The following is a 20,005-nucleotide window of genomic DNA, read 5'->3' as shown; positions in this document are numbered from 1 at the left end:
GTCTCAGCCGAACAAGCGGGCCCCGCAGTGCGGCCACTGGCCCTCCCACCGGGCGCTCACCCGCTGGTACAGCAGCTGCGCCCGGTAGGTCTGCTCCTCTGCCGGCCACATCACCGGCGTCCCCACTCCGCCCACCGACTGCCAGCTGGCCAGGCTGAACTGGTACATGCCGTAGTAGGGCCCGGCCGGATTGAGCGCCTGGGGATTGCCGTGGGACTCGCACTGGGCCAGCCCGGCCCAGTTGAGTCTCGCGACCGCAGCCTGCACCGGCACGGTACGCGGCGGCAGCACCGGCCCCGGCGGCGTCACCCTGATCACGGTGCCCTGGCGCGGAAAGCTGTCCGGCGGCGGCGTGATCCTGTATCCCCGAGGCGTGTCGATCCGCTCCTGCCGCAGCACCTCCCGGACCGTTCCAGCGGTGGTTCTGGTCCACCTCCGGTCCGTCCCGGCGATCACCCGCACGCGCCGCGAGGTGTACATGGTCAGCGACATCCCCGACAGCGGCACCATCCGGTCGGGCGGTGCGGACAGCCGGCCGCCCGCGTGGTCGATCTCCAGCTCGTCGAGCGCGGCGGCGACGTTCGTGGCGGTCACCATGCGGTTGCTGGTGCGCCCGTCGACGGTCAGCCGGAGCGGGCGCGCGTGGCGGACCACGATCGTGGCGCCGTCGACGACCTGGTCGTGCCCGCCCGGCCGCAGGTAGTCGCCGAGCCCCACCGCCACCTCGGCCTCCGTCAGCAGCTCGAACACCGACCCGGCGAAGCTGCGGATCACGACGGTCTCACCGTCCACGACGAGCTTGATGTCCTTGGACATGCTCGCGACGGCCGCCAGTCCGCCCGTGACCGCGACCGCGGCCAGACCGACCACCAGCGTCCACGGCGAGCGCCATGGGACCTGCGGGCGCGGGGCGCGCCTTCTGCCACGCACGGGCGACCTCCGGAGAGACTCGGGCGCCCGACGCTAGCGGCGGGCACCCGCCCGCCTCTACCGGTTCACGAAAAGATGCCGAAGACGGTGGCCCCGTTGGCGGTGATCGCCTCGCACAGCACCTCCGGCTGGACGCCCTTGACCTCGGCCAGGCAGCGCAGGGTGAGCGGGATCAGGTAGGGGGCGTTGGGCTTGCCGCGGTGGGGCACCGGCGGGAGGTAGGGGGCGTCGGTCTCGACCAGCATCAGCTCGGCGGGCGCGACGGCGGCGGCCTCGCGCAGGTAGCCGGCGTTCTTGTAGGTGACCGGACCGGAGAAAGACATGAAATATCCGGCTTCGACGCACTTCGCGGCCATCTCGGCGTCGCCGGAGAAACTGTGGAAGACGACGACGTCCGGCGCCCCCTCCGCGGCCAGCGCCTTCAGCACGTCGTCGTGCGCGTCGCGGTCGTGGATCACCAGCGCCTTGCCGGTGCGCTTGGCGATCTCGATGTGCGCGCGGAAGCTCTCGTGCTGGTCGTCCTTCGAAGCCCAGTCGCGGAAGTAGTCGAGCCCGGTCTCGCCCACGGCCCGCACCTCCGCGCGCCGCGCGAGCCGTTCGATCTCGGCCAGCACCTCGGGCGTGGACGCGTGGGCCTCGTTGGGGTGGATCGCCACGCCCGCGTAGACGCCTCGGTGCTCGGCGGCGACCCGCGCGTTCCACTGCGAGGAGGTCAGGTCGTAGCCGATCGTCACCAGGCTCGTAACCCCCACCGAGCGCGCCTCGGCCAGAATCGTCTCCACCGAGGCCGCCGCCGCCTGCGCGGCCTGCGCCACCGGATCGCCTGATGAGGCCTGCCGGTTGCCGACCATGATGTCCAGGTGGCAGTGGCTGTCGAAGACCTCGGCGCCCAGAGGCTCGGGAACAGCGGGACTCTTGCTCACGTCGCCCAACCCTATAGTGGCTGCCATGCGGTTCGGGGTGCTCGGGGCGGTCCGCGCCTGGCGGGCGGACGGGAGCGAGGTTTCGCTCGGGGGCCCGGCCCGGCGCGCGCTGCTGGCCACGCTCCTGCTGAGCCCCGGCCGCGCGGTCGGCGCCGAGCGCCTCATCGACGAGGTGTACGGCGAGCGCCCCCCGAAGGACGCGCACCACGCCCTGCAGTCCCAGGTGTCCAGGCTGCGCCGCGACGGCATCGCGGTGGAGCGGGTGGCGGCCGGATACGTGCTGAACGTGGACCCGAACGACGTCGACGTGCACCGCTTCCTGCGCCTGGCCGAGCAGGGCCGCGAGGCGCTCGGCTCCGGTGATCCGGATCGGGCCGCCGGGCTGCTGCGGGAGGCGCTCGGGTGGTGGGCGTCGCCGGCGCCGGCCGTACATCTGGAGGAGCGGCACCTCGCCGCCCTGGAGGACCTGGCCGAGTCCGACCTGCGGCGCGGCGACCATCGCGCGGCCCTGGCCGCGCTCGGCGAGCTGGTCGAGAGCCACCCGCTGCGCGAGCGCCCGCGCGCGCAGCTCATGCGCGCCCTGCACGCGGCCGGCCGGCCCGCCGAGGCCCTGGTCGTCTATGAGCGCACCCGTCGGCTTCTGGCCGACGAGCTGGGCGCGGACCCCTCTCCCGAGCTGTCCGCGATCCACCGGGAACTGTTGCGCGGGGAAGATCCTCCCACCCCGCAGGAGGCGCTCCCGCTCACCAGCTTCGTCGGCCGCGAACAGGACGCGGCACGGGTAAGGGCGCTGCTGGCGCGGGCCAGGCTGGTGACGCTGCTCGGGCCCGGCGGGGTCGGCAAGACCAGGCTGGCCACGGAGGTCGTGCGCGAACAGCCGGGCCGGCAGGTGGTCGAGCTGGCCGCCATCCGCGACGGCAGTCAGTTGCCGCAGGTCATGATGGCCGCGCTCGGCGTCCGCGACAGCGGCCTGCATCCGCCGGGAGACCGCGAGGAGCCCGCCGACCCGGCCGTGCGCCTGGTCGCGGCGCTGTCCGGGCGCGAACTGCTGCTCGTGCTGGACAACTGCGAGCAGATCATCGACGACGTCGCCGCGCTCGCCGAACGGCTGCTCACCGCCTGCCCCGGCCTGCGCGTCCTGGCGACCAGCCGCGAGCCGCTGGGGCTGACCGCCGAGCACCTGTGGCCGGTGCGCCCGCTCCCGCTGGCCGACGCGGTCAAGCTGTTCACCGACCGGGCGCGGGCGGTGCGGCCGGACTTCGCCGCGCAGCCGGTCGTGGAGTCGATCTGCCTCGCGCTGGACGGGTTGCCGCTGGCGATCGAGCTGGCCGCCGCCCGCATGCGTACCCACGAGGCCGCCGAGCTGGCCGAGCGCCTGGAGTCCGAGCGGTTCCCGCTGCTGTCGCGCGGCAGCCGTACCGCCGAGGCCAGGCACCGCACGCTGCGCGCGGTCGTCGCGTGGAGCTGGGAGCTGCTGAGCGCCGACGAGCGGGCGATGGCCGCGCGACTGACCGTGTTCGCCGGCGGTGCGAGCGCCGCGGCCGCCGCGCGGGTCAGCGGTCTGCCGGACGCGGAGGCGCTGCTCGACTCGCTCGCCGACAAGTCGTTCGTGGAGGTCTCGGGCGGCCGTTACCGCATGCTCGCCACGATCCGCGCCTTCTGCGCGGAAAAGCTCGACGCCCCCCACGCGGTACGGCAGGCGCACGCGGCCTACTACCTCGACCTGGCCCTGGAGGCCGACCCCCACCTCCGCCGCGGCGAGCAGCTGCGCTGGCTGGACGCGCTGGCCGCCGAGCACGGCAACCTGCGTGAGGCGCTGCGCTTCGCCGTCGAGTCGGGAGCGGTCGAGCTGGGCATGCGGCTGATCGGCGCGCAGGCCCATTACCTGTGGATGCGCGGCATCCGCACCACCGCCATGGCCGAGGCCACGGCGCTGCTGGCGGCGGCGGGCCCGCGACCGGACCCCGCGCTCGGCGACGACTACGCCCTGTGCGCGCTGATCGCGGGCGAGGAGCGCTACCTGCGGCGGGCCTCCGCCCTGATCGACCGGGAGCACGGGCATCCGCTGCTGACGTTCCTGTGGCCGTTGATGACGGCCAACGGCGGCGACCCGGAACTCGTCCTGCGCGTGCTGCGCCGGGCCGAGAGCGGCGGCGATCCGTGGGCGCGGGCGATGTCCCGGATCATCTGGGCCTTCCCCCACATGGCGGCCGGCGAGTACTCCGCCGCGCACGCCGCCCTCACCGCCTCGCTGGAAGGCTTCCAGGAGCTCGGCGACCGCTGGGGCTCGGCGCTGGCCCTCGACTCGCTGGGCTGGCTGGGCGTCAACACCGGCGACCGGGTGGCGGCGCTGGCCCACACCAGCCGGGCGCTGGAGCTGGCCGAGCTGCTGGGCGCCGACGAGGACCACGCCGACCTGCTGTGCAACCGGGGCGACCTGCGCCAGCGCGACGATCCGGCGGCCGCGCGGGCCGACTACGAGCTGGCGGCCGAGGTGGCCAGGCGCTCGGGCATCCCCACCTACCTCGCCGCCGCCCTGCGCGGCCTGGGCGACCTGGCGAGGATGGCGGGCGACCTGCCCGCGGCCCGCGAGCTGTACCAGCAGGCGCTGGCCCGCTCCGACGCCGGATGGATCAAGAGCTCGGGCAACCACACGCGGGTGCTGGTCGGCGTCGGGCGGATGGCCGAGGCGGAAGGCGATCCGGTCGCCGCCGCCGAGGCCTACCGGCAGGCCGTCGAGGTGGCCGTCGCGACCGGGGCCGTCCCGGAGAGCGCGCGGGCCGTGGAGGCGCTGGCCGGGCTGGCCGAACCGGCCGAGGCCGCGAGGCTGCTCGGGGCGGCCGTGGCGCTGCGCGGCAGTGCCGTACCCGGTGATGAGGACCGGCTCGCGGCGGAGGCGCGCGCCCGTGCGGCGCTCGGTGAGCGGGAGTTCGCGGCCGCGCACCGGGCGGGCGCGGAGCTGAGCAGGCAGGCGGCGCTCAGACTCGCGGGCGTCAGCTCCGAGGCCATCAACGCCTCACCGCTGGGCGTGATCGCCGCGATGACCGGTGAGCCTCCGGTGAGGCACCGGTGAGCTCCCCCGGGCACGCTCACGGTCATGGACATTCTGATCTCCGGCGCGAGCATCGCCGGACCCGCCCTGGCCCACTGGCTCAACGCCTACGGCATCAACACGACGATCGTCGAACGCGCCCCCGCGCTGCGTGAAGGCGGCCACGCCGTCGACTTCCGCGGCAAGGCGCACATGAGCGTCCTGCGCAAGATGGGAATCCTCTCCGACATCGAGCGCGAGCAGACCAACATGGGCGCCTTGTGGAACGTCAACGAGGCGGGCAAGAAGCTGGCCAAGATGCCCGACGACATCTTCGCCGGTGACGTCGAGATCCTGCGCGGCGACCTGGGCCGCATCCTGTACGAGCGGACGAGGGAGAAGACGGAGTACATCTTCGACGACTCGATCGCCGAACTCCACGAGGACGCCCACGGCGTGGCCGTCACCTTCCAGCGCGGCGCCACCCGCCGCTTCAACCTGGTCATCGGCGCCGACGGCGTGCACTCCAACGTCCGCTCGCTGACCTTCGGCCCGGAATCGCGCTTCCACACCTACCTCGGGCTGTACAACGCGGTCTTCACCACGCCCAACCACCTCAACCTCAACTACAACGCCCAGGGCCTGAACGTGCCCGGCAAGGTGGCGTCCTCCTACGCCTCGCGGGCCAACACCGAGGCCAAGGCGGTGTTCTTCTTCGGCTCGCCGGAGCTCACCTACGACCGCCACGACGCCGAGGAGCAGAAGCGCCTCCTGGCCGACGCCTTCAAGGACGTCGGCTGGATCGTGCCGCGGCTGCTCGAGGACATGTGGAAGGCCGACGACTTCTACTTCGACTCGATCAGCCAGATCCACATGGACGAGTGGTCACGCGGGCGGATCGCGCTCGTCGGTGACGCGGCCTGGTGCCCGTCCCCGCTGTCGGGAATGGGCACCGGGCTGTCGGTGGTCGGCGCGTACGTGCTGGCCGGGGAGATCGCCACCCACGGCCACGTCGACGGCTTCCCCGCCTACGAGCGGATCATGCGCGAGTACGTGGCCGGAGCGCAGAAGTCGGCCGTAGGGGTCAGCAAGTTCATGGTCCCGGAGAGCAAGTTCATGGCCTGGTTCATCAACCAGAACTACAAGCTTCTCCCCTACATGCCGTGGAAGGGCCTCATGGCCAAGTCGGTCAGGAAGACCGCCGAGGCCATCACTCTGCCGGAGTATCCAGGCGCGCGAGCTCTTCGTCGACGACCTTCGGATCGAGCTTCTTGAACAGCGGTACGGGGGGCGCGAGTGGAGTGCCGGGCTTGATCGGCCGGTGCTCCCACCGCGCGCCGTCCTTGTAGTCGCCGGTGATCACCGGGTACGGCGTGCCGCCGTCCTCGTCGACCTCCCGGATCTCCGGCATCCCCGACCAGACGCCCTCGCCGCCGAGCATGGCATGGACCTTGTTGGACGAGGACGGCAGGAACGGCGTCAGCATCGTCTTGGCGTCGTCGACGACCTGGAGAGCGGTGAACAGGATCGACTTCTGCCGCTCGGCGTCGTCCTTGAGCTTCCACGGCTCCTGCTCGGCCAGGTACTTGTTGGCGTCGCGGACCACGTCGAGCGCCTCGGTGATGGCGTTCTTGAACCGCGAGCGGTTCAGTTCGGCGCCCACCGGCCCGAACGCCGCCCGCGAACGCTCCAGCAGCGCCCGGTCGGCGTCGGTCAGCTCGCCGGCCTCGGGGATGACGCCGAAGTTCTTGGCCGCCATCGAGATCGAGCGGTTGACCAGGTTGCCCCAGGCCGCGACGAGCTCGCCGTTGTTGCGGTTGACGAACTCCTGCCAGGTGAAGTCGGTGTCCTGGTTCTCCGGCCCCGCCACCGCGATGTAGTAGCGCAGCGCGTCGGCGTCGTAGCGGGCCAGGAAGTCGCGTACGTAGATGACGACCTGCCGCGAGGAGGAGAACTTGCGGCCCTCCATCGTCAGGAACTCACTGGAGACCACCTCGGACGGCACGTTCAGCGCGCCCAGGGAGCCCGCCTTGCCGCCCCTGGTGCCGATGCCGCTGTAGCCGAGCAACATCGCCGGCCAGATCTCGGCGTGGAAGACGATGTTGTCCTTGCCCATGAAGTAGTAGCTCTTGGCGTCGGGGTTCTGCCACCACTGGCGCCACGCGTCGGGGTCGCCGCTGCGCCTGGCCCACTCGATGCTCGCGCTGAGGTAGCCGATGACCGCGTCGAACCAGACGTAGAGCCGCTTGTTGGCCTGCTCGCTCCAGCCGTCGAGCGGGATGGGAACGCCCCAGTCGAGGTCGCGGCTGATCGCCCTGGGCTGCAGGTCGCCGAGCAGGTTGAGGGCGAACTTGAGCACGTTGGGCCGCCACTCGCCCTGCTTGGACTGCAGGTAGGTGCCGAGCACCTCGGCGAAGGCGGGCAGGTCGAGCATGAAGTGCTCGGTCTCGGCGAAGACCGGGGTCTCGCCGTTGATGCGGCTCTTGGGGTTGATGAGCTGGATCGGGTCGAGCTGGTTGCCGCAGTTGTCGCACTGGTCGCCGCGCGCGCCGTCGTAGCCGCAGATGGGGCAGGTGCCCTCGATGTAGCGGTCGGGCAGCGTGCGCCCGGTGGACGGGGAGATGGCGCCCATCGTGGTCTTCGGGAAGATGTAGCCGTTGTCGTAGAGGCCCTTGAAGATCTCCTGCGTGACGGCGTAGTGGTTGTTCGTCGTGGTCCGGGTGAACAGGTCGTAGGACAGCCCCAGGCCGGTGAGGTCTTCGGCGATGACCCGGTTGTAGCGGTCGGCCAGCTCGCGCGCCGTGACGCCCTCCTTGTCCGCCTGGACCTGGATCGGGGTGCCGTGCTCGTCGGTGCCGGAGACCATCAGCACCTTGTTGCCCGCCATGCGCTGGTAGCGACTGAAGACGTCGGACGGCACGCCGAACCCGGAAACGTGCCCGATGTGGCGGGGGCCGTTGGCGTAGGGCCACGCGACAGCGGTCAAGATGTGCTGGGACATGCCCTAAGCCTACGGGTTCCCGCCACCCGGAGTAATAGATGGATCAGTCCAAAACGTGCTACCGTCGGTTCCATGGCACGACCGAGGCAGTTCGACGAGGAGCGCGCGGTGGACGCGGCGATGCGCGCGTTCCTGGGCTCCGGGTACGAGGCGACCTCGACCCAGGACCTCTGCACCGCCACCGGCCTGGGCCGCAGCAGCATCTACAACACCTTCACCAGCAAGCACCACCTGTTCAAGAAGTCCCTGCGGCACTACATGGACATCAGGACCGCGGGCATCCTTGACGCGCTGGAGGGCCCGGCGCCCGTCCGCGAGAAGATCGGGACCCTGATGCGCCAGGCCGTCGAGCCCGCCGACGGACTGCCCCGGGGCTGTCTGGTTGTGAACACGATGATCGAACTGGCCCCGCACGACGCCGAGGTGGCCGCGATGCTCAAGCGGGACTACGAGCGGCGACTGGAGGCCCTGCGGGCGGCGATCGAGGCGGGCAAGATCTCGGGAGAGCTCGCGGCGGACAAGGACGCAACCGCGCTCGCGCACTTCGTCATCGCCTCCATCAGCGGGATCCAGGTCTCGTTGCGCGGGGGCGCGGGACCCGCGGCGGCTCAGGCGATCATCCGAACGGCGCTCGGCGCCTTCTGACGTTTGCGTGCCCTCATTTTGAACTGATCAATCTAAAACTAGGGAGACGTATGCCCCTCGCCGTCTATGTCCTCGGACTGGCGATCTTCGCCATGGGGACCTCGGAGTTCATGCTCGCCGGGCTGTTGCCCGCGATGGCCGCCGACCTGGGCGTCTCCGTCCCGGACGCCGGGCTGCTGATCTCGGCGTTCGCGATCGGGATGGTGATCGGGGCGCCGCTCCTGGCCGCGCTCACGTTGCGGTGGCCGCGCCGCCGTACGTTGCTGGCCTTCCTCGCGGTCTTCGTCGCCATGCACGTGGTGGGCGCGCTCGCGCCCGGCTACGGGGTGCTGTTCGCCACCCGCGTCGTCGGCGCCTTCGTCTACGCCGGGTTCTTCGGCGTGGCCGCCGTCGCCGCGACCGACATGGTGCCCGTGGGCTCCCGGGCCAGGGCGCTGGCCGTCGTCGTGGGCGGCATCACCCTGTCCACCGTCCTGGGCGTGCCCGCCGGCACGCTCATCAGCCAGTTCGCCGACTGGCGCGCCGCCTTCTGGACCGTCGCCGTGCTCACCGCGCTGGCCTTCGCCGGAGTCATCGCCCTGGTGCCCGCGGGGCGGGCCGCGGCGGCGGCCGTGCCGCGCCTGCGCGACGAGTTGCGTGCCATGGCCAACCTGCGGCTGTGGATCACCTACGGCGCGGTCTCGCTGAGCTTCAGCTCCATGATGGCCAGCTTCGGCTACCTCGGCGCGCTCCTGACCGACACGACCGGCCTGTCCGAAGGATGGGTCTCACTGGTCCTCGCCCTGTTCGGGCTCGGCAGCCTCATCGGCATCACCATCGGCGGCCGTACGGCCGACGCCCGGCCGTTCACCACCTTCTACATCGGCATGGCCGGAGTGCTCGTCACCTCGGCCGGCGTCGCGCTCCTGGCCTCATCCCCGGTGGCCATGGTCGTCACCGTCTTCCTGATGGGCGTCGCCGGCATGGCCACCAACCCGGCGGTCAGCGTCCGCGTGTACGCCCTGGCCGGCTCCGCCGCGACGCTGGCCGGATCCACGAACGTCTCGGCGTTCAACGTCGGCAACACCCTCGCCCCCTGGCTGGCTGGACTGGGCATCAGCGCCGGGTTCGGCTATTCGTCCGTGGGCTGGGTGGGCGCCGCCATGGCCGCGGGCGCGCTGGGACTGGGCGCGCTGGGCCACGCGCTGCACCGCCGCGCCGTCCCCGTCGCCGTGTGAGCTCACCCTGCCGGGGGCGGCAGGCGAAGGGTGGCGACGGCGCCGCCGTCCGGGGCATTGGCCAGGACGAGGGCGGCGCCGATGACGCGGGCCTGGCCCGTCGCGATCGTCAGGCCCAGGCCGTGCCCCCGGCCGCGCTCCGCGGCTCCGGTGCGGAAGCGCTGCGGGCCGTCGGCCAGCAGGCCGGCGGGGAAGCCCGGACCGTGGTCGCGGACCACGATCGTCGTGCCGTCCACCGTCACCTCCACGGGGGCGCCGCCGTGGCGGTGGGCGTTGATGACCAGATTGGCCAGGATGCGATCGAGGCGGCGGGGGTCGGTCTCGGCGGTGCCCGGGGCGGTGACGGCCAGCCGTACCGGGAGGGCGGTCCGCTCCAGGGACGCCCTGACGACGTCGGCGAGCGCCACCGGCCTGAGGTCGGCGTGCTCGGCGCCCGCGTCCAGGCGAGAGATCTCCAGCAGGTCCTCGACGAGGGCGCGGAGCACGCGCACCCGGTCGCGGACCAGGTCGGTCGCCTCCCCTTCCGGCAGCAGCTCGGCTGAGGTGACCAGGCCCATGAGCGGGGTGCGCAGTTCGTGGGCGACGTCGGCGGTGAAGCGCTGCTCGTTCTGGAGACGGATCTGGAGGCTGTCGGCCATCGAGTCGACGGCCGTGGAGATCTCGGCGATCTCGTCGCCGCGGCGGGCGGGGCCGGCGATGCGCGCGTCCAGGTCGCCCTCCGCGATACGCCGCGCGGTCCCCGCCACCCGCCGAAGCCGGCGGTTGGGCAGCTCGGCCAGCAGCAACGACAGCGGGACGATCACGGCGAGCGCGCCGAGCGAGGCCTGGGCGACGTCCCGGTCGAAGGCCACCAAAGCCCGCATGTGTACGCCCATGTCCACTTGCACGGTCAGCAACTGGTCGCCTTCGCGCAGGCCGCCCCACATCCAGGGACTCTCCGGTTCGCGGTCGTCGAACCAGTAGACCGGTTCGTCCGACAGGCGCATCTGGGTCAGGAGAGGCGGCGGGATCTCCTCGGCCGGCTTGTCCTGCCCCGCCCCCTCCTTCCGCATGTCGGTCAGCGCGTTGTACGCGCGCTCCCTGCCCACCTGCAAGGAGCGTTCGAGCGTGTCCCGGTGGACCAGCACGCCGACGACCACGGCCACCGCGCAGCAGGCCAGGGCCACCAGGGCGGCGATCCGCCAGCGAAGGGACCTCACCGGCGCAGCTTGTAGCCGAAGCCGCGCACGGTCTCGATCCGGTCGGCGCCGATCTTCTTACGCAGGCGCTGCACGCACAGGTCGACGACGCGGCTGTCGCCGTTCCAGCCGTAGTCCCAGACGTTGCTGAGCAGTGTCTGGCGGTCCAGGACGATCCCGGGGTTGGCCGCGAACTCCAGCAGCAGCCGCAGCTCGGTGGGAGCCAGCGCGACCGGCCGCCCGGCCCTGGTCACTTCCAGCCCGTCCCGGTCGATGGACAGATCGCCGAAGACGAGCGCCCCGGCCCCCGCGGACTCCGGGGCCGGGGCGGCACGCCGCAGCAGCGACCGGATCCTCGCCACGAGCACGGCGGTGTCGACCGGCTTCACCACGTAATCGTCGGCACCCGCCTCCAGCCCGGAGACCACGTCGAGCGAGTCGCCGCGGGCCGACATCATCAGGATCGGCGCGAGGCTCGTCTCCCTGACCTTCCTGCACAGGCCGATGCCGTCGAGGCCGGGCAGCATGACGTCGAGAAGCAGCAGGTCGTGGCCGCCTTCCCGGGACATCTCCAGTCCGGTGAGGCCGTCTTGGGCGGTGCTCACGCGGTAGCCGTAGCGCTCCAGCGCCATGGCGACCGCCTTGCGGATCACCTCGTCGTCCTCGACGAGCAGCACCCTGACGGGAGGCTCCTCCCGAAAATCAGACATTTCACCCCTTACGTCGACACACCCATGGTGCCGTACGCGCGCGTCCGCTTCGCCTCGGGCATGTATCAGCCGTGAATCAGCCCGAGGCCGGAAGCGCCCGCGCGGCGGGGATGCCTCAGTGGGTGGTGGAGTCCTCGCGGGTGACCGCTTCGGCGGCCTCCTCGGCGGCCTTGGCCGCGTAGTCGACCGGGGTCTCGCGGCTGCGCCTGATGCCCAGGATGCTGATGAACAGCGAGGCGAAGATGGTCTGGAAGCTCATGATGAACGCCGTCGCCGCCGGCACCACGAGGCGCAGGGACTCACGCGGGTCCAGTTCGCCGAAGCTGCGCACCTGCCAGTGCACCAGCGACATGACCAGCCCGATCAGACCGGCCAGGGCCAGCAGGCCACCGACCACGAGACCCTTTTCCAGGGTCACGATGCTGATCAGCTTGCGGACCCGTGGCGATTCGGGCAGGAAGCCCTCCTCCGCCGCGTACACCTTCGTGAACAGCGCGAACAACGCCGCCTGGAAGCCGATCACCACCATGGCCGACGCCCCGACCAGGGTGTCGACGTCGAAGGCGAGCTCGCCGATCCGGACGGGGCCGAAGGTCAGCGCGGTGCCGGCGACGAGGCCGACGAGCATGAGCGCGAGCCCGGGGATGAAGAACAGCCACTTCGGGCTGTAGAGGAGCAGGAAGCGCAGGTGGCGCCAGCCGTCGCGCCAGGAGCGCAGGTGCGGCGGGCGGGAGCGGCCGTCGGGCGAGAGCGTGGTCGGGACCTCGCGCACGTCGAGTCCCTGGAGCGTGGACTTGACGACCATCTCGCTGGCGAACTCCATGCCGCCGGTCTGCAGCCCGAGGCGCAGGATCGACTCGCGGCGGAAGCCGCGCAGGCCGCAGTGGAAGTCGCCGATGGCGCTCGGGAAGAACAGCCTGCCGACGAACGACAGGACGGGGTTGCCGAGGTAGCGGTGGAGCGGGGGCATGGCGCCGGGGGCGATGCCGCCCTTGAACCGGTTGCCCATGACGAGGTCGGCGCCCTCGCGCAGCTGCTCGACGAAAGGCAGCAGACCGGTGAAGTCATAGGAGTCGTCGGCGTCGCCCATGATGACGTACTTGCCACGCGCGGCCCTGATGCCGCCCATCAACGCGTTGCCGTAGCCCTTCGCGTCAACGTGGACCACACGGGCGCCCGCGTCCCTGGCCAGTTGCTGGGAACCGTCGGTGCTGCCGTTGTCGGCGATGAGCACCTCGCCCTCGATCCCGTGCTCCTCCATGCACGCAAGCGCCTTGCGGACACAGACTTCCACGGTCTCCGCCTCGTTGAGGCAAGGCATGACCACCGTCAGTTCCACGTCGTAGCCCTTCCAGTCACGGCACATCCAGCACACCATCATGCCGTCTGCCCACCCATGCTCGGGTCAAGTCCGAAAAACGCCTGGCATTCTTGTTGCCATGGTGAGCGTCGCGGAGATAACCCCAGTGGACGACTCCGCCCGTGGCCGAACCGCGCGTCTGCGCTCGTTCCTGCGCCGTCATCGGGTGTTCGCCGCAGCGCTCGCCGTGGGCGGGTTGCTGCGGCTCGTGACCATGCTCGGGTACGGCCCGGCGATGTGGTTCAACGACTCCTACGAGTACGTCTCGGTCGCCCTGCACCCGAGGCCCCACCCGATCAGGCCGGACGGCTACGGATTCTGGCTGCTGGCGCTGAAGCCGTTCCACAGCTTCGCCCTGGTCACCTTCACGCAGCACGTCATGGGCCTGGCCACGGCCGCGTTGATCTACGCGCTGCTCCGGCGCAGGTTCGGCCTGCCGACGTGGGGCGCGACGCTGGCGGCGGCGCCGGTGCTGTTCGACGCCTACCAGATCCAGCTCGAGCAGCTGATCATGTCGGACGCCATGTTCACACTGCTGGTCGTGGGCGTGATCACGCTGGTGCTGTGGAACCGGCGGATGTCGTGGAAGATCGGCGCGCTGGTGGGGGTGCTGCTGGCGCTGACCTGGCTGACGCGTTCGATCGGGTTGCCGATCCTGGCGCTGGTCGTGGCGTACCTGCTGGTGAAGCGGGTGGGCTGGCGGCCGATTGTCGCGATGATCACCGCGTGCGCGGTTCCTGTGCTCTGCTACATGGCGTGGTTCTCCACAAGCTTCGGCAAATTCGCGATGACCAACAGCGACGGGCTCATCCTCTACATGCGCACCGCCATCTTCGCCGACTGCTCGAAGATGAACATCGATCCGCGCAAGGAACTCGACATCGCTCTGCTGTGCATCGAGGAGCCCGTGAGCCAGCGGCCCGAGTACGCGCAGTGGTACCTGTGGCGCTCCGAGTACGGCCAGCCGCTGCACCGCCTGGGCGGCAAGACGTTCGAGTCGGTCAAGAACGACGCGGCCAGCAAGTTCGCCGTGCGCGCGATCCTGTCCCAGCCCGGCGACTACCTCCAGGTCGTGGGCCGTGACTTCCTGCGCTCCTTCCACTGGGGCCGCCCGCGCTTCCCCGACGCCTCCACCTACAACATGTACGAGTTCCGGCCCTATTACGAGCTCGTCAACGGCAAGCCGAAACGCCTGCCCACCTGGCCCTCCCACGCGCAGGGCCGTACCGACACCGACGCCTACTCCTACGAGCAGGGCCCGCCGGAGACCCGCATCGTCAGCCCCTGGGCCGACATCATGAGCGGCTACCAGAAGGTGTTCTACCTGCGCGGCATCATGCTCGGCGGCATCCTCCTGATCGGCCTGTACGGCGTGGCCGTCCGCTGGCGCACCTGGGGCGGCCCGGTGGCGCTGCCGTGGCTGGCCGCGTTCGGGCTGCTCCTGGCCCCGGCCGCCACGGCCGAGTTCGACTACCGGTACGTGCTGCCGGCCGTACCCCTCGCGTGCGTCGCGGCGGCGATCACCCTGCGAAACGGCATCAAGCGGAAAGTCACACCCACGAGCGCATCAGCATCCGAGCCCACCACTGAGCGTGCGTGATCGTCTCCGACGACAGGACCGGATACAGCCACCAGAAGTTGATCAGCACGACCAGCGTGAACGCCCCGACGGCGGCGCCGCCCCCGGCCCGCCGCATGGGCGGCGCGTTCTGCTTGCCGAGCACCAGCCCGCCGACCAGCGCGAGCGCCATGGCCATGAACGGCACGAGCGGCACCATGTAGAAGAGGTACATGGTGCGCTTGTCGGCCAGCCAGTAGTACACCCACGGCAGCCACCCGGCGGCGTACGCCAGCAACACCGCCCCCGCCCGCCAGTCACGCGTGGCCACGTACCAGACGACGAGCGCGACGAGCGCGAACAGCGCCGCGTACCAGAGCGCGGGCGTGCCGACCCCGAGCACGGCCTGCGAGCACTTGTCGGCCCCGCACCCCGTCGGCGGCAGATCGCCCTCGTAGTGGAAGGAGACGGGCCGTTTGAGCACCAGCCACTCCCACGGCTTCGACTGGTAGGGATGCCCCTCGACCAGCCCGGTGTGGTAGCCGAGCACCTGCAGCTGGTACTTCACCCACGACCGCACCGAGTCCAGCACGAAGAAGACGGGCCCTGACGAGGTCGCCTGCTCCCAGTTGCGCCCCCACCCGTGCGCCGAGACGAACCAGCCCGTCCACGAGAGCGTGAAGACCGCCGCCGGCACCGCGGCGAGCGCGCCCATCGCGGGCGCGAGATCGAGCGAGAAGGCTCCCTTGTACGGCTGCCGCAGCCCGACCGCCCGCCTGGCCCCCATGTCCCACACGAGCGACAGCAGGAAGAACGCCAGCAGGAACGGCAGCCCCGACCACTTGACCGCGCAGGCCGCGCCCATGCAGACTCCGGCGGCCAGCCGCCAGGGCCGCCACCCGAGCCGCGGCCCCTGGTCCGACAGCCGTGAGCGCTCGTACCAGTCGGCCAGCCGCCGCCGCGCGTGGTCCCGGTCGGTCACCAGGCAGGCGAACCCGGCCAGCACCCAGAACATCACGAAGATGTCCAGCAGCGCGGTGCGCGAGAGCACCAGGTGCAGCCCGTCCAGCGCCAGCAGGAGCCCGGCCAGGCAGCCCAGCAGCGTCGAGCGGGTCATCCGGCGGGTGACGCGGGCCAGGATCAGGATGGACAGCGTGCCGACGACGGCGGCCATGAAGCGCCAGCCGAACGGGGTCATGCCGAACATCCACTCGCCGACGGCGATCATCCACTTGCCGAGCGGCGGGTGCGCGACGTAGCTGGCGCACTCCGCCGACTCCGCGCACTGCTTGAAGATGTCCAGGTTGCCGGTGACCAGGCGCTGGTCGGCGATGGGGTTCTTGGAGTCGCCGAGGAAGGTCCGCTCGACGCCGTACTTGAGGAGTGAGTAGGCGTCCTTGATGTAGTACGTCTCGTCGAAGACCACGGCATGCGGCTCGCCCAGCCGGAAGAACCGCAGGATCGCGCCGAAGGCGGCGACGAGGGCGGGGCCGAGCCACCCCCACAGTGCGCCTTCCTGCATCGGCGGAACCAGCCGCTGTGCGGAAACCCCCCAGTTCTTCACGATGCGCACCCTATGGCGTCGGAGATCTCCTGTGAACCGCGTCGTACAGCTCTCGTTTGGGAATCCCGGCCTCCTTGGCCACGTCAGCGACGGCCTGCTTACGCTGGGTTCCCGCCTCGGCCCTGCGGTCGACCTCGGCGACGAGCGCCTCGATGTCCTGCTCGCCCGCCCCGGCCACATGACCTGCCACGACGACCGTGATCTCGCCCTTGACTCCGGCCTCGGCCCAGGCCGCCAGCTCGGCCAGGCCGCCGCGCCGTACCTCCTCATAGGTCTTGGTGAGCTCGCGGCAGACCGCGGCGGGACGGTCGGCGCCGAAGGCGGCGGCCATCGCGGCCAGTGAGCCGGCCAGGCGGTGCGGCGCCTCGAAGAAGACCATCGTGCGCTCCTCCGCGGCCAGCGCGCCCAGGCGGCGCGCCCGCTCGCCGCCCTTGCGCGGAGGGAAACCCTCGAAGCAGAAGCGGTCGCTGGGCAGGCCGGAGATCGCCAGCGCGGTCGTGACCGCGGACGGGCCGGGCAGCGCGGTGACCGTGACGCCCGCCTCGACGGCCAGGAGCGTCAGGCGGTAGCCGGGGTCGGACACGCCCGGCATCCCCGCGTCGGTGATCACGACGACGGTGCGCCCCTCCTTGAGCGTCTCGACGAGCTCCTGGGCGCGCCCGGCCTCGTTGGCGTCGTAGTACGACACCACGCGGCCGGTGATCTCCGCGCCGATGTCATGCGCCAGCCTGCGCAGCCTTCTGGTGTCCTCGGCCGCGATCACGTCCGCGCTTTCGAGCGCCTGTCTCAGCCGGGGGGAGACATCTCCCGCTTGCCCGATCGGGGCTCCTGCCAGCACCAACTTGCCGTCTTGTGTCACCCGGCCATTGTCGCAGGGCACCCCAATTGCACCGTGTTTCTTATCTATTCCACGGCTTGGGGCCCGTACGATGTCCGAATGGCCGTGACCGATTTCCAGTACCAGGCCGTGGACGATCCGAACAAGCCGCAGCCGCGATCGGTGCGTGACCGGCTGGTCCCGCCGATGGGCGGCAGCGTGCTCTGGGGCTGGGTGGGCCCGCTTCTGATCGCGGTGTTCGGCGGGGTGCTGCGTTTCGTCAACCTCGGCCATCCGAAGGCCGTCGTCTTCGACGAGACCTATTACGCCAAGGACTCCTTCTCGCTGATCACCTGGGGCGTCGAGAAGGTCGCGATCAAGGACGCCGACAAGGCGCTGCTCGCCGGCAACACCGACATCTGGCAGAAATGCACCCAGGACGCACTCGACAAATGCGCCTCCTACGTCGTGCACCCCCCGCTCGGCAAATGGATGATCGGCTTCGGCGAGTGGCTGTTCGGCATGAACCCGTACGGCTGGCGCGTCGCCGCCGCCATCGTCGGCACGCTCTCGATCCTGGTCATCGCCAGGCTGGCGCGCCGGATGACGCGTTCGACGCTGCTCGGCTGCTTCGCCGGCCTGCTGCTGGCACTCGACGGCCTGCACTTCGTGCTCTCGCGCACCGCGCTGCTGGACATCTTCCTCATGTTCTGGGTGCTGGCCGGGTTCGCCTGCCTGGTGGTCGACCGGGACAGGATGCGCGGGCGGCTGGTCGACTGGTACGAGACCTCGCCGATGACGCCGGAGGGCCCGTGGCTCGGGTGGCGGCCGTGGCGGATCGCCGCCGGCGTGTGCCTGGGCGCCGCGTGCGCGGTCAAGTGGTCGGGCATCTTCTTCCTCATCGCGTTCGGGATCATGTCGCTGATCTGGGACATGGGGGCGCGCCGGGCGGTCGGGCTGCGCAAGCCGTACGCGGGGGCCTTCGGCAAGGACGCGCCGACCTGGCTGGGCGCGGTGGCGCTGGTGCCCGCGCTCACGTACGTCGCCACCTGGGCGGGCTGGTTCGCCAGCGCCGACGGCTACGGCCGCAACTGGGCGCAGGCGACCTCGTCAGGACCGCTCTACTTCGTCATCGACTCGGCCAAGTCGTGGTTCAACTACCAGGTGCAGGTGCTCGGCTTCCACACCGGCCTGGAGTCCACGCACCCCTACCAGTCGGAGCCGTGGCAGTGGCCGCTGCTGCTGCGCCCGGTCGCCTTCTACTACGAGGGCAAGCAGACCGGCTGCGGCGTCAAGGACTGCTCGGAGGCGGTGCTCGGGGTGGGCACGCCGGTGATCTGGTTCGGGGCGCTGGCCGCGCTGGTGGCGTTGATCGCCTGGTATGTCGCCTCGCGGGACTGGCGGGCGGGCGCGGTGCTGCTGGCGTACGCGGTGGGCTGGCTGCCGTGGTTCTACTACGCGATCGCGGACAACCGGACGATGTTCCTGTTCTACGCGATCCCTATGATTCCCTTCATGGTGCTGGCCATCACGCTCTGTGCCGGTTTGCTGATCGGCCCCGCGGCGCCTCCGGGCGGTCCGCTGCCGATGCGGCGTACCGTCGGGGCCGCCGCGGTCGGCGCGTTCGCCCTGCTGGCTCTGGTGAATTTCTGGTGGTTGCACCCCATCCTGACCGCCGATCTGATCCCCTACGCGGAGTGGAAGGCACGCATGCTCTTCGACAAACGCTGGATCTGACCCGCATCACAAGCCGCAATAGGATGAATTCATAGGGTAGCCACTGTGCACGACCCAATACGCACCGGATTCGGTCATCGTCAGGCCTGGGGTCCATACGGCAAACTTCGAGGCATGAGTGCACCGGATGTCACAGCGCTTCTCACGGAGTTGGAGCGCTCCGAGCCGGACCTGGCCGAGGATGCCAGGACCGCAGTCGAGTGGCTGACGGGCGGGGAGCCGTTGGAGACGGTGACCCAGCTCGATGTATGCGAGTTTCTCTGGTACACGCTTCCGCTGAAGGTGGGCGGCGACCACGAGCGGCTGGCCCGCTCCCTCGGCAGGCTCCTGGCCATCGGCGGCCTGGAGCGCTACGCCGCCCTGTGCGAGTCCCCCACGACCACCCAGATCCTGCGCACCTACGCCCGCGACGGCGAGGACGCCGGCACCGCCGCCTACCAGGAGGCGCTCGAAGCCACGGGCGTGCTCCCTCCCGACGTCCCGGACCTGCGCTGGAGCATGATCATGGGCCCGGAGGAGCTGGGCGCCCACGTGGCCTGCTCCGCCGCGCTCGAACTGGCCATCCTGTCCGGTGAGGAGATCGACCGCGTCGCGCTCACCCGCCGCTGGCTCACCGAGCCGCGTACCGAGCTCGGCGGCGACAGCTGGCTCAACCGCGTGCACGGCGAGCGCCTCAACCGCTGGGTCCTGGGCCGCGGCCCGGCCAGGCGCGAGCTGGCGCAGCCGTTCGAGGTGCGCCTGCACGCCCCCATTCCCCACCAGCCGCTGCCCGCGCTGCACCGGCTGCTCACCCTGGCCTCCTCGGAAAGCCTCCCGCTGCGCCTGGCGCCATCGCCCGAGGCGCTGCGCCTGCGCGAGGTGGCCGAGCACGACCTCGGGGCGCTGCTGCGCGACGGTTCCAAGCTGACCATCACCGAGGAGGGCCGGCGCCTGCTGCGCTCACCGGAGCAGATGTGGGCGACCGCCACCGGGCTGCTGCTGTCCCGCGTGGACCACGAGTTCGACCTCTCGGTCCGGGAGGCCGCGCTCATGCTGCTCGCCGACGGCAGCGTGATGTCGCCTCAGGAACTGAACACCCGCGTGGCCGAGATCGTCGGGGGCGAGGGCTGGCACCCGGCGACCGGCCGCGAGGACATCTCCCGCCCGCTGTCCGACCTCGTCGGACAACTCACCGCGCTCGACCTCGCCTTCGGCGACGAGTTGGTGGTACGGCTGACGCCCACCGGCCACCTGGCCGCCCTGGCCGCGCTACGGGCGCACGCGCTCCGCCCACGCCAATACGTCAGCCCAGGATGACCTTCGCCCCCCGACGTAAGCCCTGGATGACCCGCACT

15 protein-coding genes are annotated in these 20,005 nt (G+C 70.9%); 7 read left to right on the top strand and 8 right to left on the bottom strand.

What is annotated here, in order from left to right:
* Positions 1 to 3 precede the first annotated feature (3 nt).
* A complete protein-coding gene (locus tag ACIBHY_RS20815) occupies positions 4 to 930 on the bottom strand; it encodes a ubiquitin-like domain-containing protein (protein ID WP_397251810.1) in 927 nt (308 codons plus the stop codon).
* A 65-nt stretch (positions 931 to 995) separates the two neighbouring features.
* Positions 996 to 1,880 (bottom strand): TatD family hydrolase, encoded by an 885-nt coding sequence (locus tag ACIBHY_RS20810; protein ID WP_397251811.1) that lies wholly within the window; start codon positions 1,878 to 1,880, stop codon positions 996 to 998.
* Between ACIBHY_RS20810 and ACIBHY_RS20805 the strand changes: the two genes are divergently transcribed.
* Positions 1,879 to 4,926 carry an ATP-binding protein gene (locus ACIBHY_RS20805; protein WP_397307486.1) on the top strand — a complete coding sequence of 1,016 codons (3,048 nt, stop codon included), beginning with the start codon at positions 1,879 to 1,881 and terminating at the stop codon, positions 4,924 to 4,926. The two genes, ACIBHY_RS20810 and ACIBHY_RS20805, sit on opposite strands and share 2 nt — an antisense overlap.
* A 24-nt stretch (positions 4,927 to 4,950) precedes the next feature.
* The gene (locus ACIBHY_RS20800) at positions 4,951 to 6,159 is read left to right on the top strand and encodes an FAD-dependent monooxygenase (protein WP_397251813.1); all 1,209 of its coding nucleotides are present in this window, start codon (positions 4,951 to 4,953) and stop codon (positions 6,157 to 6,159) included.
* Here ACIBHY_RS20800 and metG read toward each other — a convergent pair.
* Positions 6,095 to 7,885 carry a methionine--tRNA ligase gene (metG, locus tag ACIBHY_RS20795; RefSeq protein ID WP_397307485.1) on the bottom strand — a complete coding sequence of 597 codons (1,791 nt, stop codon included), beginning with the start codon at positions 7,883 to 7,885 and terminating at the stop codon, positions 6,095 to 6,097. The genes ACIBHY_RS20800 and metG overlap by 65 nt on opposite strands.
* Positions 7,886 to 7,957: 72 nt before the next feature.
* Between metG and ACIBHY_RS20790 the strand changes: the two genes are divergently transcribed.
* On the top strand, positions 7,958 to 8,530 hold the full coding sequence (locus tag ACIBHY_RS20790) for a TetR/AcrR family transcriptional regulator (protein WP_397307484.1): 573 nt from the start codon (positions 7,958 to 7,960) through the stop codon (positions 8,528 to 8,530).
* Positions 8,531 to 8,580: 50 nt separating this feature from the next.
* Positions 8,581 to 9,747, top strand: a complete 1,167-nt coding sequence (locus tag ACIBHY_RS20785) for a Cmx/CmrA family chloramphenicol efflux MFS transporter (protein WP_397251815.1) — start codon at positions 8,581 to 8,583, stop codon at positions 9,745 to 9,747.
* A 2-nt stretch (positions 9,748 to 9,749) separates the two neighbouring features.
* Here ACIBHY_RS20785 and ACIBHY_RS20780 read toward each other — a convergent pair whose 3' ends face one another.
* The 3 genes from ACIBHY_RS20780 to ACIBHY_RS20770 all read right to left on the bottom strand — a co-directional run bounded on the left by ACIBHY_RS20780 (position 9,750) and on the right by ACIBHY_RS20770 (position 12,974).
* Positions 9,750 to 10,946, bottom strand: coding sequence for an ATP-binding protein (locus tag ACIBHY_RS20780; protein WP_397307483.1), 1,197 nt, complete (start codon positions 10,944 to 10,946; stop codon positions 9,750 to 9,752).
* Complete coding sequence (gene cseB, locus ACIBHY_RS20775; RefSeq protein WP_397307482.1) at positions 10,943 to 11,635, bottom strand: two-component system response regulator CseB; 693 nt, start codon at positions 11,633 to 11,635, stop codon at positions 10,943 to 10,945. Before cseB ends, ACIBHY_RS20780 begins: the two co-directional genes overlap by 4 nt.
* Before the next feature lie 115 nt (positions 11,636 to 11,750).
* The gene (locus tag ACIBHY_RS20770) at positions 11,751 to 12,974 is read right to left on the bottom strand and encodes a glycosyltransferase family 2 protein (protein ID WP_397251905.1); all 1,224 of its coding nucleotides are present in this window, start codon (positions 12,972 to 12,974) and stop codon (positions 11,751 to 11,753) included.
* A gap of 100 nt (positions 12,975 to 13,074) precedes the next feature.
* On the opposite strand from ACIBHY_RS20770, the gene ACIBHY_RS20765 reads away from it, so the two are divergent.
* Positions 13,075 to 14,595: a hypothetical protein gene (locus ACIBHY_RS20765; RefSeq protein WP_397307481.1), complete on the top strand. Its 1,521-nt coding sequence runs from the start codon at positions 13,075 to 13,077 to the stop codon at positions 14,593 to 14,595.
* Here the strand turns inward: ACIBHY_RS20765 and ACIBHY_RS20760 are convergent.
* Positions 14,546 to 16,117 (bottom strand): dolichyl-phosphate-mannose--protein mannosyltransferase, encoded by a 1,572-nt coding sequence (locus ACIBHY_RS20760; RefSeq protein WP_397307480.1) that lies wholly within the window; start codon positions 16,115 to 16,117, stop codon positions 14,546 to 14,548. The two genes, ACIBHY_RS20765 and ACIBHY_RS20760, sit on opposite strands and share 50 nt — an antisense overlap.
* A 10-nt stretch (positions 16,118 to 16,127) precedes the next feature.
* The gene (gene rsmI, locus ACIBHY_RS20755) at positions 16,128 to 16,976 is read right to left on the bottom strand and encodes a 16S rRNA (cytidine(1402)-2'-O)-methyltransferase (RefSeq protein ID WP_397251820.1); all 849 of its coding nucleotides are present in this window, start codon (positions 16,974 to 16,976) and stop codon (positions 16,128 to 16,130) included.
* Positions 16,977 to 17,054: 78 nt separating this feature from the next.
* Here rsmI and ACIBHY_RS20750 point away from each other — a divergent pair, with 78 nt between their 5' ends.
* Positions 17,055 to 18,671: a dolichyl-phosphate-mannose--protein mannosyltransferase gene (locus ACIBHY_RS20750; RefSeq protein ID WP_397251821.1), complete on the top strand. Its 1,617-nt coding sequence runs from the start codon at positions 17,055 to 17,057 to the stop codon at positions 18,669 to 18,671.
* Positions 18,672 to 18,785: 114 nt separating this feature from the next.
* Positions 18,786 to 19,967: a hypothetical protein gene (locus tag ACIBHY_RS20745; protein ID WP_397251822.1), complete on the top strand. Its 1,182-nt coding sequence runs from the start codon at positions 18,786 to 18,788 to the stop codon at positions 19,965 to 19,967.
* Positions 19,968 to 20,005 lie beyond the last annotated feature (38 nt).

The organism is Nonomuraea sp. NPDC050547, from assembly GCF_044457345.1.
GTDB lineage: Bacteria > Actinomycetota > Actinomycetes > Streptosporangiales > Streptosporangiaceae > Nonomuraea.
Note: the sequence above shows the minus strand (reverse complement) of the source record. Positions and strands in the feature narration are given on the sequence as shown.

Excerpts from the sequence above, each read along its gene's own strand:
- ACIBHY_RS20805 (WP_397307486.1), top strand. The coding sequence starts at position 1,879 with ATGCGGTTCGGGGTGCTCGGGGCGGTCCGCGCCTGGCGGGCGGACGGG.
- ACIBHY_RS20810 (WP_397251811.1), bottom strand. The coding sequence starts at position 1,880 with ATGGCAGCCACTATAGGGTTGGGCGACGTGAGCAAGAGTCCCGCTGTT.
- ACIBHY_RS20800 (WP_397251813.1), top strand. The coding sequence starts at position 4,951 with ATGGACATTCTGATCTCCGGCGCGAGCATCGCCGGACCCGCCCTGGCC.
- metG (WP_397307485.1), bottom strand. The coding sequence starts at position 7,885 with ATGTCCCAGCACATCTTGACCGCTGTCGCGTGGCCCTACGCCAACGGC.
- ACIBHY_RS20790 (WP_397307484.1), top strand. The coding sequence starts at position 7,958 with ATGGCACGACCGAGGCAGTTCGACGAGGAGCGCGCGGTGGACGCGGCG.
- ACIBHY_RS20785 (WP_397251815.1), top strand. The coding sequence starts at position 8,581 with ATGCCCCTCGCCGTCTATGTCCTCGGACTGGCGATCTTCGCCATGGGG.
- cseB (WP_397307482.1), bottom strand. The coding sequence starts at position 11,635 with ATGTCTGATTTTCGGGAGGAGCCTCCCGTCAGGGTGCTGCTCGTCGAG.
- ACIBHY_RS20765 (WP_397307481.1), top strand. The coding sequence starts at position 13,075 with ATGGTGAGCGTCGCGGAGATAACCCCAGTGGACGACTCCGCCCGTGGC.
- ACIBHY_RS20750 (WP_397251821.1), top strand. The coding sequence starts at position 17,055 with ATGGCCGTGACCGATTTCCAGTACCAGGCCGTGGACGATCCGAACAAG.
- ACIBHY_RS20745 (WP_397251822.1), top strand. The coding sequence starts at position 18,786 with ATGAGTGCACCGGATGTCACAGCGCTTCTCACGGAGTTGGAGCGCTCC.